The organism is Glacieibacterium frigidum (assembly GCF_007097155.1).
In the GTDB taxonomy this organism is placed as follows: Bacteria; Pseudomonadota; Alphaproteobacteria; order Sphingomonadales; family Sphingomonadaceae; genus Glacieibacterium; species Glacieibacterium frigidum.
In genome coordinates this window covers 596,447-611,369 of sequence record NZ_VJWA01000002.1, presented here as the reverse complement: position 1 = coordinate 611,369, position 14,923 = coordinate 596,447, and the positions used below count along the sequence as shown (strand labels likewise).

Genomic DNA, 14,923 nt, shown 5'->3' with positions numbered 1-14,923 from the left:
TTCAACCCATTGCATCGATCAGGTCCGTGGTGTCGAAGTTCAGCAGGAACTGCGCATAGGACGAGTTGAAGACGTCGGAAACATACTCAGCGATCTCCACATCGGTGCCCTCCGCGTCGCCATCGCCACCGCGCCGCAAATCGTACTTCCTGGATTTCGTCGTCGCGAACAGGAAGAGCGTGTGGAAGTAGACGGCGCTGATGTAGCGCCGCTCGGCGACTTCCACCGCTTCCGGCGAGCGTGCACCAGAGTTGAACTCGCGAAGCACGCGACTGTGCATGTTGACGTAGATGCGCGCGAGCTTGTCTTCGTCGACGAAGGGATAGACCACGACGTCGTGATTCATCTCGATGCCAGCCTCTGCGATCTGCTCCCACGACTTCAGACCGGGACCGCCCTCTTGCGAGCACAGCACGAGCTCGGGAATCCCTAGTGGCGGCTCAACGTCGGGCTCCTTCCGCGGCGGCGTGCGCTCTGGGTCGGTGATGCGCACCAGCACGGTCTCGGTAAGGTCGCCATGCGGGCTGGTAAGTGTGGCCGTCATCTTGATCGTGTCGCCCACCTTCGTCTCGCCGCTCGCCCGCACGCCGACGCGGATGGTGCCCTCGGAGGGGCTGGTGCGGACCACGTCGAGCAGATCGCCCTCGGAGCTCGGATCGGGCTTCCCGCCGCCTGTGCTGCCGGTCGCGGACGGGCGCATTACTGCGAGCGACATGTCGCCGGGATCATCCGTCCGATCGAAGAAGTCGTTCTCGACGTCTGTCGCGAACGCGATCGTCCTGCTTCCGCCAGCCGGCAGGCGATAGAGCTTCAGCCCGCACTCCTGCGCGTCACCGCCCTTCGCTTGGAACGCGGAAGGGTAGCGCTGAGGGTGGAAGGGCGGCGCCTCCTTCGGTGCGCGCTTCGGACGCTCCGGGTTCGGCCGAGGCTTCTTGTCCGAGGTGCCGGGCCTCTGCTCGGCGATGTTGAACGTCTGGCGCAGGATCTTCGCCAGCGCGTCGTTCATCGGCATGTTGCGTGTCATGTCGCGTAGCATCTGACCGGCGTCCCCAGTGTCGACACCCAGACTCGACTTCCGACGCTTCGCTATCTCCTTCAATTCGCTCGCGAGCAGCATGTCGCGCAGATGTTTGCGGATCGTATCGGCCTTGTCGCCTGCCTTCAGGCGGTCGCGGGAAGCCATGAACAGCTCGTTGCGGACCGAGAGATGCAGGTTTGAGCAGTCGACGTGGATCAGCAGGTAGTCCTTGAGCAGCGGCATCCTCAGAGCACGCGTGACGAATTCCGAGCTGTACGACCCGTGCACCTGGCCGTTCAGCGAGAACAGCACGGTCATGCCGTTCTTAAAGTACTCGCGCTGGACGTACTGCTTCGTCTCCTTGACCCCTTGGCCACGCGACCGCGGCTTGAATACGTATACCGTCACGCCGAGCTCACCCAGTTCGGCCGTTCGCGAAACCTCGGAGAAGCGAGTCTCGACGGTCTCGTTGTCGGCTTCCAGCCGGCGTTTCAACCCGTAGACCGGCGTCACAGGCGCACGGTTGTCAGGATACCGCTCGTTGTTGTCGACTGTCAGGAACGGCAGCGCCGGCTCGAACAGGAACTCGTTGAGGCTGAGGTTCAGGTCGCGGGAGATAATCGACCGCGCACCCTCGGGTAGGCGGTAGGAATACATCTTCAACAGCGAACCGGTGCGAAAGCTCCGGCCGTCCAGGCCGATGTCCAGTTCGTCGACATCGACCGACGCGACCTCGCCGTCGAAGACGAGATACTCGTACCAGGTGTTCTTGCGGTTGGCCGCTTCCGCCAGCGCCGGCGGATGGCGACGCAGAAGGGTAAAGCCTAGTGGGTGCGCGCCATCATAGCGTCTGCTCGCGACTAGCTGGAAGCGCAGATCGCCGCAGAAGGCGATCGCCCCCGCCCCGCCCATGTTGTATTTGCCCTGCACGAAGTGAACGTCGTTCTTGTTGCCGCGCAGCAGTGACAGAAACGTACCGGGGAAGTCCTTCGGTGCCTGACCAACGCCGTCGTCGTAGACCAGGAGCGACGTGTCGCGCCGGGGACCGCTGGCGACGATCTGGAGCTCGCGGGCCTGAGCGCTGCGCGCGTCGCCGAGATCCCAGTTGCGGTGGTTGGGGAAATAGCGATCCAATGCCTCGCGCACGCTTCTCGGCGCCTCGGGCGAACGTATGTCCAGGCCGGCCTGAAGCACCTTCTTCTCGAGGATCGCGTCGATCCCATTGGTTACCTTCTCAACGAGTGCCGGGACGGGATGGGCCTGCTGATTCTCCACGACACCGTAGAAGGACTCGTTGTCCCCGTAGGGCGTCCACTTGGTCGGATCGGTCGTCAGGCCCTCGGCGTCCAGAATGCTTTGGACCTCACTCTCGGTGTGCGCCGCGAGCAATCGCGTAAACAACCCGCGCTTCGACATCGTCCTCGCCCCCCGCAATCGCTTCAGCTTGCAAGCGAAAAGACGACCTTCGTCACTGCGATGCGAGCCCCCCCGAGAGAGTACCAATAACTGTGATGCATCGAGACGCAACCTGCATCGGTCCGCGAAAGCCCCGGCGCGTGAGAAAAAGCCGTCGCCCGCCGCAGCGCCACGCATTCGTTGTGCAATCGCGCTGAGCTGCTCAGCTTGGCTTCGCGGCAGCAGCCCCCATACATGAATGGTCAGTTTTCTCGGTCTGAATGAAAGCGGCAGGGCCATAATCTACCCGAGCAGCGTTCACGCGCCCTGCATTCTTACCTAAACTAATGTCTGCTTCGGTCGGTCGAGGCTCCAAAGCGGCCGGACCGTAATCCACCACTTTTTTTGGCTTCGAAGCAGCCGGTCCACCCACCATTGCACGTGTTGCGATTTACGAATGAGCGAATTGTGGTTCGGAGATCACCGAGCCACGATGTTTGAAAGTGACGGTCGAAGCGGCGCTGCTTAGAAGCTGGTTAACCCGCGTCTGATCTGCGGATTATAGCTCATCTCGACCAGCGGCATTGACCCCCAGTGATCAGGTCTCCGGCGGGGCTTAATCGGCTCCGGTTATAGCGTATCCGTCGATTTGCGTCCTCGGTCCTATGTGTCGAAACATTTCGTCGGCCTCCAGCGTGATCGCAGGATGTCGTAGCTCCAATGCTGATCCATACGGCTTCTCGACGACACTCCAGCCGTCTGAAGCCCGCTCGTACTGCATGAACGTTTTCGCCGCTGGCTCGATGACAACGATCGTGCTCACGCTGCGGATAGCCTGGAATTTTGCGCGTCTCTTCGGTTCGCGGCTACCTTCGTCCGGCGTCAGGATGACGAAGATGACGCTGGGCTTGCAGAAAAAGTAGACGTCATCAGGCCCGTCGAGTTCTGCACGATCGCAATAGATTGCTGCGTTCGGCGCCAAGAGATTTTGATCGTCTACCCGCAGATACAGGCTTTCGCCGAAAACCTGGCAACCGCGTGTTTCAAGGTGCCGGTGTATCTGGGTTGTTATGTTCATGGCTATCCGAGAGATCCTGGCAGTGTGAACTGGGAGGGCGACGGGAACGCCGTCGAGAAGCTCAACCCGATCGTCTCGATCAGCGTAGTTCGACAGAAACTCCGCGACATTCATACTGCATCATGACCCGCGATCGCATTCGGCTCAATGGCTTGCGTGCGTTGTCACGAAAAGCGTCTCGCGAAAGGCCGCGTCTACCTGAATGGTCGACCGGGTCATATGCCCGAGCCCTTAAGACCGTGCCCGTTCGACCAGCCTCTTCCGTTCTCGCTCAGTTGCAAGGTTCCACTCGGACACTGACACACCAGGCGGCGGGGGATGCAGCCCAGGCTTCAGGGTCACGGGGACCGCAGCCAAGGCTGCTGGTCGGCGCTGGTGTCTTAGTGCGTAGCCGTAGAAATCGACGCCGAGCTGGACGTCCTTCGAGCCGCACTTGCGGCACCTGAAACGCTGGTGCGCGGCCGACCAGTCGGTTGACCATCTGCGCCTGAGAAACACGGCCATGACCTGCTCGATCGCAACGGTGCGATCGTGGCCGCAGGCGCGGCAAGCGATGACGAGGTCGGCGCCCTTCGTGCTCAAATCGTCGAGGGATCGGACCGGCCCTGCCATCCGCGCGGCTTAGTCGGAGACCTCGACGCCGACAAGAACATGCAGTGAACAAACTTGTGGATTGTGTGCGACGGTGGCTTGCTATCTCCACGCGGCACGATGGTGAAGCGCGATATCAGCGGCGACCTCATCATGTGGATAAGCGAGAAAAGCGGTGCGCAATCTTACTCGGTGACAAAGGGTCATTAGGCGATCGTCAAACGTTCGCTGCCGACGCGACATTACTGGCAACCTGCAACCGTTGACGGGCGTGTTTCCCGACTATCCGGCCCCGATCAAACACCGGCGCCGACCTGGTTTACGCAACAAATGCAGCAAGTTAGCGTTCTTGGCGGGCATCTCGACCGCTGGACCTGCGCGCGCAAGGTCGCCGAGGGCGAGATCACCTCGAATCTGTTCGTCTTCCCGACTTCCGATGCCTACGCCAGCGAGTTCGGGCTCGGCATAGAAAGCTGCGCCACTGGCACTGCCGGTGGACATCCCCGCCGCAATAAAGGGCCCTAGGCGTCACCGCGCAGCGCCTTCCACCGCTCCGCCAGCGGTGCATGGGCTGCATCGCACGCGATGGTCGCAAAGCCCGTGAAGGCGTTTTCCCAAGTTCGGGCGAGGGCAATGATGTGGGCGTGCATCGGGTTCGCATCGCGCACCCCGCTGATCGCCGGGGCATGAAGTACGAGAACAGCGGGCAGTCGATGCTCGATAACAAAGGCCTCTCGCGTGAACTGGCGAGCGAGCTCCCACGCCACATGGATCGGGCATCCCGTCGGCAGCACGAGCTTGACGACGATCGCCAGGTCCGTCTGGTCTGGCCGCGCCTGTGCCTCGAATGTTTCGGTCAGCAGCCTCGGGTCAGCCAGGAGATCCGGCATTGAAGCTGGAAGGAGCACCTCGTGGCGCGCCGCCGTCGGCTTCCAGGTTCCGGCAGGGTCGGCGTCCAAGGCTGCTGCGAAAGGATGCAGCTTCGACCGCACAAACGCGACGGTGTCGTTGGTGACGGTCTTGAAGTTGCGTCGCAGGACAGAAAAAATGAAATCGGGGCGAACCGGCGGCAGCACGAACATTCGTGGCGGCTGCGTCGCCGTCATCGGACAAGCCTCAACTTGGGCTTCTGCCTAGACGGCTGCAAGAGCGGCGCCCTGCCAGTCGCAACGACGGCGCGGGTTATCCCAGCCTGCCACTCCTCGGCATCGAAAAACGGGTCGGCCAGGAACCTGACCCCCGTTGGGGTCAACGCGAAACATGGGGGCAGCCGGTCGACAGCATTGCGAGGCGAGACGGGCACCAACGCGGCCAGCCCGTGCGGCGAGATCCAGAGCGCCAGACGCGCGACCAAGAACTTCTCCGCTCGATGCATTCCAAACAGCGCCAGCTCACATGCGACGAGGGCGCCAGCGGGGTCGAAGTCGATGGCCAAAATATCCACGCCCGACAGCTCGGCAGCCTGGGCGTGGCCGTACCCTTCGATCGGGCTTTCCGCGCCGACCGTCGTGATCGCGAGCTTGGCATCGGGCAACCAGACGCAGGCTCCGCTGTCGATCGACATGACGCCTTTCTCGTCCCCGCGCGGGAGCAGCTGGGGAGCCAGCGCTGTGTGAAACAGCCGCAGCAGCGGCGTACCCAGCGGGTCGGCCCTGCGCCGTCGTGGTAATTGATGGATCATGATCTGCACTCGACTTGAGGGTCGCGCCGACCACTGCCGGTCGCGAAAAGCTCCTGAATTTCATCCTTCAAGAAGCTTCGCTCACCTGCCCTATCCTTCGATTTCCAACTTTTTGCTGGCCATGTCCTCGAGGCGTGCGTGGGTCGTCGTCACCGTCCAATCCACACTCAGTCTCGATGGGCAGATAGACGCGCCGAGCGGCTATCGCCCACCACGCCCACCACGTCCTGCCCACGCTGGCGGCCAATCTGGATCATGATCGGCACGGATCCCGGTGCGCTGGACCACGAGAAGCGGTGAGCCCTTCCCGTGTTCAGGTCGAGGCTCTGCGACTGCCGTCGCCAGTCGCTCGAGGATAGCCTGACCAATGCGGGTCTTGGCGAGCTCGGTGACTGCAGCTTGCGCGGTTTCGTCCTTGCCGTAGACGGCAAAGCCAGCGTCGGTGCGCTCCAGCCAAACGCCTTCGCTTGCAAGCGACGAGACAAGATCCGCCACAGGCGGCTCGGCCGCCTCGAGCTCTGCACTCTCCCATGCCCCCGGCAGTGTCCCAAAAACTATCTCCGCATGGATAGCGTTCAAGAGATCCTGGCGTTCACCCTGCTGCTTGCGCTTCGCTGCTACGCGCTGCTGCTTCAGCTTTTCGTCTTGGCGTGCGCGTTTCTCACGCTGCCGCCAGAGCTCGGCGCCGGCCTGCACAACCGCGATCACGTCCGTATCGCCCTTCGCGACCTTGACCGCCTCTTTGAGCTCAGCGTCGAGCCTCGAGACCTGCAGTACGCTCGTCCCGCCACGGACTTCGAAGGGCGATACCCGGCAGGTCTCAAAGAAGACCGCGAGGTCGCTGAGCATAGCTCGTCGCACGCTTTGGAAAGTCGCCTGTATCGATGGGTCGCTATCGAACCAGTCTGCGGCGATCAGAACTTTGTCCGTCACAGCCGCGAGCACGAGCTTAAGCGTCCCGTCAGGCCTTTTGATCAGCGGCAGATAGGTGCGCTTGTGCAAATCCTGCACAACCGCCTCGATCGCAGCAGTTCGAGCCGGATCGACCGGCGCGATCATGCGACCCGCTGGCAGCATGGCGGCGTTCTGCTTGCGCACCGGATTCCGAAGAACGGGCGCTTTCGCGGTGGCAACTGTGCTGTTCTGCGTGCCGTCGACTGGAGCTACCGCCGTCGTTTCAGCTCTGCGACCATCTGCTGTCAGCTGTCCTACGCCATCACTGGTTTTCGGTTCCCGCCTCTGGTCACCGAATTTCACACCTATGCTGAGCAACTGGAGTTCAGAGGCGAGCGGTATCTGACTGAGGCTGAGGATGTCGCGCAGGCTGCGAAGGCCTTTGCCTGAAAGATCCGGTCCATCTTCCTCGTCATGCTTCTTACGGATGTTCTCCTGGAAGCGCCAAACAGCCGCGAGGAGATTTTCGTCCTGCTTGGGACGAACCTCCCTGCGCACCGGAGAAGGTGCCCGCTCCGCCGAGGCGACCGAGCGCGGAACGCCGTCAGGTCCGGAAATCCTGATAGGTGTCGGACTGTGTGACGATGTTGCGGCCGGCTCGACGCTCCCTCCCGATATGGACGAGCCTGCACTCACAACCGCATTCTCCACGTGCTCGCCCGGCGGCACCGCATTTGATGTCACAACAAACTCGGGTTCGCGCGGCGGCTGACCTTGCGAGGCCGCGAGCATCTCCTTCAGTCGCGCCGTGATCGCGCCACGGCCCCGCTTCCGTTGCCCGCCTGCGATGGTAACTGTCGCCGCCTGAGAGCCTGCGAGAGAGGCGGGCACAGGGGGATCAGGAGCAGTCGCGGCCGGAGTTCCGGCTTCAAGCGCAACCAGGGGTTGGGTCGGCTGCAGCGCCTCCGATGGCGTAGGTCCGCTAACGTTGTCTGTTGCCACCGCCTGGCTGGCGTGCGTGGGCCAGTCCGAGGGCACGTCGCTGCTTTCCGTCACGGTTGCCACCGGCGGTTGCGCGCGCGCAACCGTTGGTGCTGTTGGAGCCGTGGCTGCAATAGGTGCAGGTGCCGGCTCGACCGCAGTGATAGCAGCGATCGCAGACTGAGCAGCCGCCTCGGCGACTGGTGTGAGAAATGCAGCCGACGGCATTACCGGCGTATCGACTGGTACAGCAGCGGAAGACGGTGCCGGGGCGATCCGGGCTGGGGCACGAGTATCGGCGTTCCGTGTCGGACCAGCTGCATCCCGCAGATCGGTAACGGCTGGAGACGGTTGCGCGCGCGCAACCGGGCGCAGGGGTGGCGATGCTGTTCCGTCTGCAAGGTCCGCCTCGTTGCCGGTCGCAGGTGCTGACTGAACGACGTCGGCGGAAGCCATTGTCTGCTGCGCTGCTAAGGTCGCAGCAACATTGCTGGCCGCAAGTGCCCGGCGCTGTTCAGTCCGCTGCTGCAGATCAGCCCGCCGGGTGGCGAGCTCTGCCTCGAAATCACGGAACGGCTCCGCCAGGAATGCTACGATCTTCTCGCGAAGCTGAATGATAACCTCTTGCCGATGATGGTTCTGCGCCAGCGCGGCACGAGCCTCGGCCAGCCTCTGCGCGCGGCGCGAGATGTTCTTCTTGCCCGGTGTCGACTTGCCGGTTCCCTTCGCGGTCGGCGCGAGACCACGCTCGGCATTGCTGAGCGCCGTGAACCGACGATCGTGGCCGCCACGCTCCATCGCTGCATTGAGCAGGGTCGCGACGGTGTGCCGGTACTCTACGATGAACGAGCCGTCGTTGAGGTCCGAGCTCTTGACCGGCGAAAACTCATACTGGCCAGGCGCGATCACCTTCGTCGGCCGCAGGCCCAGCATCACATGCGCGTGATAGTTGCGAGGGTCGCCCAAGGGCCCCGGGGCATGAAGTACACCCACGTACGGCAGATCCAGCTTCGCGAGTACTTCGCAGATCTCGCCGAGCACGCGCTCGCGCTCAACGACGGCAAGTTCGTGCGGCAGCGAGATGACCAACGTTACGTAGACGTTCGCGTTTGCCCGGTCCTGGCCTTCGAGGGTCTCGAGCGCCTGGAAGAAACCGGCGAGCTCGGCGGTGTCGCGGCTGATACTCGAGACGAGACCGCCACCCTCGATCTCGCGAGCCTGTTCGCGTTGGATGTACTTGAGGTGGCGCACCGCCTCGCCGGCCCGGTAGCGTCGTGAGCCCGTCGCTCCGCCGTAGCCGCGCGAGGTCCACTTGAAGTGAAATGACGACAGGCCGTCGCGGCCTTGCGCTGACGGCTTCGGCGGGTTCAGGTGCAGCATGGCTTCGAACCGCTTGCAGGTGCGGCCGCTGTCACTACCCAGCTTCTTCGCGGCAACGATCGCTCCGATGCGGCGCGACGCCCGGTCCTGTTCGCGCACGGCCTTGCGAATGGCAGCCCCAACCTTCTTCGCATCGCGGTCGGCCTGGTTCGCGTCCAGCACGCGCTGACGCTCCTTCTCGTGCCGTGCCACTGTCTCGCGACGCTCGGCGGCAAGGGCAGCCCTGATTGCGCTTAGATCGGCACGACGGTTGGCAACCGTCCATGAGATGCTTTGCATCCTGCTCCCCCCAGTCCCGCTTGGTTGCCAGGTCGTCGAGGAAGTTGTGGGTCAGAGGTTCGCCAGACCGCCCCCCCGGGGGGGGTAAATGCGAACACTTTATCGCGCACCCACAACTTACTACCCTCTCAAACCTGCCTTCTCCCTGCTCTTCCAATTGCTGCTGCGTATTTCGTCGCTGGCCTTGAACCGGCCAGCAGCGGGCGGTTGCGCGCGCGCAACCGCCCGCCTTCGGTTAGTTCGGCGTACGGAGTTCGAGGATGCGGCTGCGGATTGACGCCACGATGTCGTCGAGTTCGACGGCGTCGGCAGCCGGGTTCAGCTCGATCTTCAGCCCCGCCTTCGTGCTGCGCAGCGTGCCGATGATCGCACCGTCGATGGTCTGCAACTCGTTCCGCGACTTCGTCTGGTCGACCGACGCGAAGACCGCCTTGAACGTAGCCGCCGCGTTCGCCGGCTTCAGCGAAGCGAGGCAGGCTTCCATGACCAGCTGCGACGTCTCGTCGTTCCAGTGCGTCATGAACTTGCTGGCCTGTGCCGCCGAGATGGCGCGCGGATCGACGACCTTGTTGAGCACCTCGTGCGGCAGGTCGAGGATCGCGAGGGTACGCCCAACGGTGGCCTTGTGGAGGCCGAGGGCATCGGCAAGCGTCGTCTGGTCCCTGTAGGTCCCGGCCTGCAGAGCGTGCTTGTAGAAGCGCGCAGACTCGATCGGGACGAACGCCTGCCGGCCCTCGTTCTCGGCCGCCACGAGCGCGTAAGCCGCCGCGTCGTCCATCTCGCGGACATCGACAAAGATCATGACATCCGGGTTGTTGCGAGCGAGGTCCTTCTGCACCGCGACGCGACGGGCACCTGCGATGACCTCGATGTCATTCGATGTGCCGATCCGCCGTCCGATGACAGCGATCTGCTGACCCTTTGCCATGATCGAAGCCTTGAGCGCGTCGAACCGAGCGGCATCCATTGAGGACACATCGCGCGTGTTGCCACTCCAGACGGTGCACTGGTGCGGTTTCACCCAAAACAACTTCACCAGCTCAGGCTTGGCAGGCTCAGACGACGTGACGGGATCGGCACGAGCCTCGTCGATCATGTTCTTCAGTTCGTCGATGGTTTTGGTAGGGAGAGACATTGGATAACCTCCTGTATTGCAGAGGCCATCTCGATACCCGCGTCGCGAACTGCGATTCGGGGGGCGCAGTCTGTAACGGCGTGCGGCGAGCTTCCGAGCCTGATCCCGAGGCGAAATCGATGCTTGGAACATCAGCCACCCGTGCGCAGTCTCGACAGTAGGCGTCCGTCCGAAACAGGTGACGTGTTGCCCGACCCAGCGCGGCTTACTTCATGAGACATGTTCGGGCTGCGTCACCTGCTAGGCGGCGACGAAGCACGACGGTAAGCGCTCGAGCGGCCGGCAAAGGGTTTCAGGTCGGCAGTTGGACGACGGTGTCCGGGACGAGCGGCTTCTCGAACGCGCAACACTCGGACAAGACTGCCATCCGCGAGGTGCTGCTCCATTAATCATTCGTCGGCCATCACTAGGCCGGCCGATCGCGCGCCAGCGCCGACAAGCGCCTCACCATCGTCCCCCGTCATACGCGATGAAAGGTTCATGATCCTTGCGACGCCACCGATCAGGAAGCGTTAGTTTAAGCGAACTGCCGTGCCGTGTGTAAACATAGCTAAAGATGTGGCGGTGGAGGCCGTCCAGGTGCACTGGCGCCCAGTTGGTAGCCAGATACTCTGGTGAATTGCACAGCACGAAGCCAGTCTGGCTGACCCGAGTGGCGATCAGGCTGGAGTCTGGCAGGTCGCCGATCCGGATATCTGTTGATGGCGAGTTACTCACCCTGCGGCGCGCCATCGGCCATCGCATCCCGGGAGCAGTCTGCCGCCTACGCGCCCGCGTCGTCACGATCGCGTCACCTGGCGTGGCAGTTCATAACTCGATGCGATCTGGGTATCGCTAGCGTTCGAACCATGATCGCGAAAATCTCCGCAGTTCTGGCGGAATGCTGGACGCGCGGTGCAGCGTCCAGACATGTTGGCCGAATCTTCGTCACGTTAGAAATGACGCCCGTGCTGAGCCGGATCCGATCCGTCACGGCACGGGCCACCATAGCGGCCTAGCTCATCCAGCAAGGTGGCCGTAACCCGGCCGCTTCACCAACTGGTCCTGGCGCTGGACAATGTCCGGTTCGTAGACCTTCCCCATCCAGTCCGCCTTCTCTACCTCCTCGACCGAGACGGATACGTTGCCTACCTCGTAGCCCATGGTTTCGTGGAGGGTCGCTGCCATGGCATCTGCCATGACCCGCTTCTCCTCGTCGCTGCGGCCGGAGTAGAATTTTACAATAACATGCGGCATCGATCCCTCCTGTCAAACCAAGCTGAGAACTTGCTCCAGCGGGCGGCGCGGCTTCTGCGGCCAGTTCTCCGGCGTGCCGTAGCCAACCGCCACAAGCATCGCGGGGATCTCGTTGTTGGCCAGGCCGAACTCGCTCGCCACCGCCTCGGGGTCGAAGCCGATCATCGGTCCCGCACCCAGTCCCATGCCATGCGCGGCGAGCATAAGCGTCGTTGCCCCGAGCGTTGCGGTCCGGACCGCCTCGTCGCGCTGACGCCAGGGTTGGTCCTTGTACAGGCTGCCGGCGGCGCCGACCCAGCCATCAACCATCTGCGCAGGCATGATCCCGGCTTCGACCGCAGGCGCTAGCCGAGCTGGCAGGGTCTGTTCATCAGCAAGCGTGCCGATAATGATGAAGGTCACTGCAGCCTCGGTGATCTTTGCCTGGTCCCAGGCAACCGCGCGCAAGCGTGCTTTGGCGTCGGGCGTGCGTACGGCAATGAAACGCCAGTTCTGCAGGTTGAACGAGGTCGGCGCGCGCGTGGCCAGGCGAACGAGTTCGGTGACCTGCGCGTCCTCGATGTCGCGCGTCGTGTCGAAGAGGACGGTCGTGCGGCGCTCCTCGATGGCAGTGATGACGTCGGTCATTTCATTTCCTTCCTAATTGAAGTTTTGATGTTCGGTGGTTTAGGTCAGCAGAGACCAGTGCTCACACGATGCTGTCGACGACACCGCCGTCGACGCGTAGCGCGGCGCCGGTTGTCGCGGAGGCCTGCGCCGAGCTGACGTAGAGGATCATGTTGGCGACCTCGTCGACCGTGGCGGCGCGTCGGATGATCGACGAGCTGCGATGCTCGGCGATGAAGCTGGCTGCGATCTGCTCGACGCTGTCGCCGGACGTGTTGCCCGCCGTGAGCATGCCGGCGACGCCTTCGGACAGGGTCGGGCCGGGCAGCACGGCGTTCACGGTGACCCCGGTTCCGGCGAGCCGCTTGGCCAGGCCGCGCGAGATCGCCAGCTGGCTGGTCTTGGTGAAGCCGTAGTGGATCATGTCGGCAGGGATGTTTACCGCCGATTCCGACGAGATGAAGACGATCCGACCCCAGCCCCGGTCGACCATTCCGGGTGCATAGGCGCGGGAGAGCCGGACACCCGACATCACGTTGGTCTGAAAGAACCTGTCCCATTCGCTGTCGGGCGTGACAAAGAAGTCCTGGGGCCCGTAGACGCCGATATTGTTGACGAGTACGTCGAAGTCGGGGTGCCGCGCGACCAAACGCTCGTAGGCCTTGGCGGTGCCGAGGTCACCGGCAAAGCCGTCGACCTTCGGTCTCACCTTGCGGAGGAATGCGACAGCAGCCTCGACGCTATCCTCGCTGCGGCCGTTGATGACGACGCTAGCGCCTGCGGCCAAGAAACCCTTTGCGGCGGCGAAGCCGATCCCGGCCGTGGAACCGGTCACGAGTACTCGTTTGTCGGTAAAATCGATGTTCATGCCATCACTTCGATCATTGCCCGTCCGATGTGCAGCAGCAGCGCCGCAGAAATAATCCCCACCCTTTCGAAAAGATCTTTCGAGATCATCGAACACTCCGGCAGATTCTTGGCATCCGTTGCTCAACGAGTAGAGTGGGGGTGAAACTCGGGACGCAGCTTACTAATCGTGCGAGACCATCCGTCTCAACAAGTGTTCCGGTAGGACGTTGGAAGATGCGTCCAAGATACCAGACGATTTTTTGTCGACGGCGCGTTTGCTTGGCGTAGCTGCCTTGTCCTGGAAGAATGCCCTGCAGAGTTGACGTAATTGCTGCGCCCGCTCCCCGCCTCACCGTCGCAGCGTTGCGAACGCCTTCCGCAACTCGGCCGTGAACAGGCTCGGCTGCTCCATCGCGGCAAAGTGCCCGCCGCGGTCCAACTCGTTGAAGTGGATCAACTTCGGGAACGTCTGCTCGGCCCAGCTGCGCGGAACCTGGTAGATCTCGCGCGGGAAGACGCTAACCGCGACGGGCAGCTCGATCCGGGGCCCCGCGAAGCTGTTTCCGGGGTTCTCCCAGTAGAAGCGTCCTGCCGAAGCGCCGCTGCGGGTGAACCAGTAGAGCGAGATGTCGTCGAGCATCGCCGTCATGGTCAGCGCCTGCTCCGGATCCCCCTCGTTGTCCGACCAAGTCTGGAACTTTTCGTAGATGAAGGTCGCGAGCGCGACCGGCGAGTCCAGCAGCCCGTAGCCCATCGTCTGGGGCTTGGTAGACATCTCCTTGAAGTAGCCGATCCCCTGCGTCCGAAAGACCCGCGCCTGCTCGACCGCCCGCATCTCCTCTGCCGACAGGCCTGGTGGAACCGTGTCGAGATCGGCGGGGATGCTCTCCGGAAATACGAAGGCCCAGTTGAGATGGATGCCGATGAGTCCCTCGGGCCGCATCTTGCCGAGTGTAGTCGTCACGCTCGCGCCCCAGTCGCCGCCCTGCGCCACCCAGCGCGTGTAGCCGAGGCGTTTCATCAGCTTGCCCCACGCCGAGGCCGTCCGGTCGACGTTCCAACCTGGCGCCGTCGGCTTGCCCGAAAAGCCGTAGCCGGGCAGCGATGGGATGACGACGTCGAATGCATCCTCCGGCCGTCCGCCATGGCGGACCGGGTCAGTCAGCGGACCGATGCAATCCAGGAACTCCGCAAACGATCCGGGCCAGCCGTGGGTGAGCAGGATCGGCAGGGCTCCGGGATGCCGTGAGCGCACATGGATGAAGTGGATGTCCAGTCCGTCGATGCTGGTGAGGAACTGCGGCAGCTGGTTTACGCGCCGCTCGAACGCGCGCCAGTCGTGGCGGCTCCAGGCGTCGATCAGAGCCTTCGCCTTGATCAGCGGTACGCCTTGCGACCAGTCCCGAACCGTTTCGGTCTCAGGCCAGCGCGTCAGGCGCAACCGGGAGCGAAGTCCATCGAGCTCCTCCTGCGGTATAGAGATGCGGAACGGCGCAATTACTTCGTTCTGGGCGCGCAGCGGAGACTGTTGCGCGGCGTGGACGGCGTCGGCGAAGATCGGGATCGCAGCACTTGCCGCGGCCGCGCCGAGGATGGCCCGGCGCGAGAGCAGTTGATGCCTGCGCGACGGCGGGTCGTCCGAAGCGTCGGCCCGTGCGAAGATCGGTTTCATGCAGTGTTCCCCCGCGATTTCGAGGCGCGCCCGACGATCGCGATGGATCGGCGCTGCGCCTGGATCGATTGAGTTCGGGCATCAGTTCGCCCGTACGGTCCGGTCTGATGACCCGTGGCGACGCTGGT

General features: G+C 63.1%; 10 protein-coding genes. All 10 read right to left on the bottom strand.

Translation table 11 applies throughout. The annotated features are described in order from the left end of the window. Nucleotide 1: 1 nt before the first annotated feature. The 10 genes from FMM06_RS12370 to FMM06_RS12325 all read right to left on the bottom strand — a co-directional run bounded on the left by FMM06_RS12370 (nt 2) and on the right by FMM06_RS12325 (nt 14,795). Complete coding sequence (locus tag FMM06_RS12370) at nt 2–2,434, bottom strand: hypothetical protein (RefSeq protein ID WP_144237699.1); 2,433 nt, start codon at nt 2,432–2,434, stop codon at nt 2–4. Nucleotides 2,435–3,029: 595 nt separating this feature from the next. After that, nucleotides 3,030–3,605 (bottom strand): Uma2 family endonuclease, encoded by a 576-nt coding sequence (locus tag FMM06_RS12365; RefSeq protein WP_144237698.1) that lies wholly within the window; start codon nt 3,603–3,605, stop codon nt 3,030–3,032. 998 nt (nt 3,606–4,603) lie between these two features. Beyond that, nucleotides 4,604–5,188: a hypothetical protein gene (locus FMM06_RS12360; protein WP_144237697.1), complete on the bottom strand. Its 585-nt coding sequence runs from the start codon at nt 5,186–5,188 to the stop codon at nt 4,604–4,606. Next, the gene (locus tag FMM06_RS12355) at nt 5,185–5,772 is read right to left on the bottom strand and encodes a hypothetical protein (protein WP_144237696.1); all 588 of its coding nucleotides are present in this window, start codon (nt 5,770–5,772) and stop codon (nt 5,185–5,187) included. The genes FMM06_RS12360 and FMM06_RS12355 overlap by 4 nt, the downstream gene beginning before the upstream one ends. Before the next feature lie 192 nt (nt 5,773–5,964). Continuing rightward, entirely contained in the window at nt 5,965–9,297 is a 3,333-nt protein-coding gene (locus FMM06_RS12350; protein ID WP_144237695.1) for a hypothetical protein, read from the bottom strand. Nucleotides 9,298–9,532: 235 nt separating this feature from the next. Next, complete coding sequence (locus FMM06_RS12345; protein WP_185965171.1) at nt 9,533–10,432, bottom strand: ParB/RepB/Spo0J family partition protein; 900 nt, start codon at nt 10,430–10,432, stop codon at nt 9,533–9,535. Nucleotides 10,433–11,431: 999 nt separating this feature from the next. Beyond that, nucleotides 11,432–11,668: a tautomerase family protein gene (locus tag FMM06_RS12340; protein WP_144237693.1), complete on the bottom strand. Its 237-nt coding sequence runs from the start codon at nt 11,666–11,668 to the stop codon at nt 11,432–11,434. Between the two features lie 12 nt (nt 11,669–11,680). Then, nucleotides 11,681–12,295 carry a nitroreductase family protein gene (locus tag FMM06_RS12335; RefSeq protein WP_144237692.1) on the bottom strand — a complete coding sequence of 205 codons (615 nt, stop codon included), beginning with the start codon at nt 12,293–12,295 and terminating at the stop codon, nt 11,681–11,683. Between the two features lie 61 nt (nt 12,296–12,356). After that, the gene (locus FMM06_RS12330; protein WP_144237691.1) at nt 12,357–13,142 is read right to left on the bottom strand and encodes an SDR family NAD(P)-dependent oxidoreductase; all 786 of its coding nucleotides are present in this window, start codon (nt 13,140–13,142) and stop codon (nt 12,357–12,359) included. A gap of 330 nt (nt 13,143–13,472) precedes the next feature. Continuing rightward, a complete protein-coding gene (locus FMM06_RS12325; RefSeq protein WP_144237690.1) occupies nt 13,473–14,795 on the bottom strand; it encodes an epoxide hydrolase family protein in 1,323 nt (440 codons plus the stop codon). Between the last annotated feature and the right edge of the window lie 128 nt (nt 14,796–14,923).

Coding starts and splice junctions, on each gene's coding strand:
- FMM06_RS12370 (WP_144237699.1), bottom strand. CDS start 2,434: ATGTCGAAGCGCGGGTTGTTTACGCGATTGCTCGCGGCGCACACCGAG.
- FMM06_RS12365 (WP_144237698.1), bottom strand. CDS start 3,605: ATGAATGTCGCGGAGTTTCTGTCGAACTACGCTGATCGAGACGATCGG.
- FMM06_RS12360 (WP_144237697.1), bottom strand. CDS start 5,188: ATGACGGCGACGCAGCCGCCACGAATGTTCGTGCTGCCGCCGGTTCGC.
- FMM06_RS12350 (WP_144237695.1), bottom strand. CDS start 9,297: ATGCAAAGCATCTCATGGACGGTTGCCAACCGTCGTGCCGATCTAAGC.
- FMM06_RS12345 (WP_185965171.1), bottom strand. CDS start 10,432: ATGTCTCTCCCTACCAAAACCATCGACGAACTGAAGAACATGATCGAC.
- FMM06_RS12340 (WP_144237693.1), bottom strand. CDS start 11,668: ATGCCGCATGTTATTGTAAAATTCTACTCCGGCCGCAGCGACGAGGAG.
- FMM06_RS12335 (WP_144237692.1), bottom strand. CDS start 12,295: ATGACCGACGTCATCACTGCCATCGAGGAGCGCCGCACGACCGTCCTC.
- FMM06_RS12330 (WP_144237691.1), bottom strand. CDS start 13,142: ATGAACATCGATTTTACCGACAAACGAGTACTCGTGACCGGTTCCACG.
- FMM06_RS12325 (WP_144237690.1), bottom strand. CDS start 14,795: ATGAAACCGATCTTCGCACGGGCCGACGCTTCGGACGACCCGCCGTCG.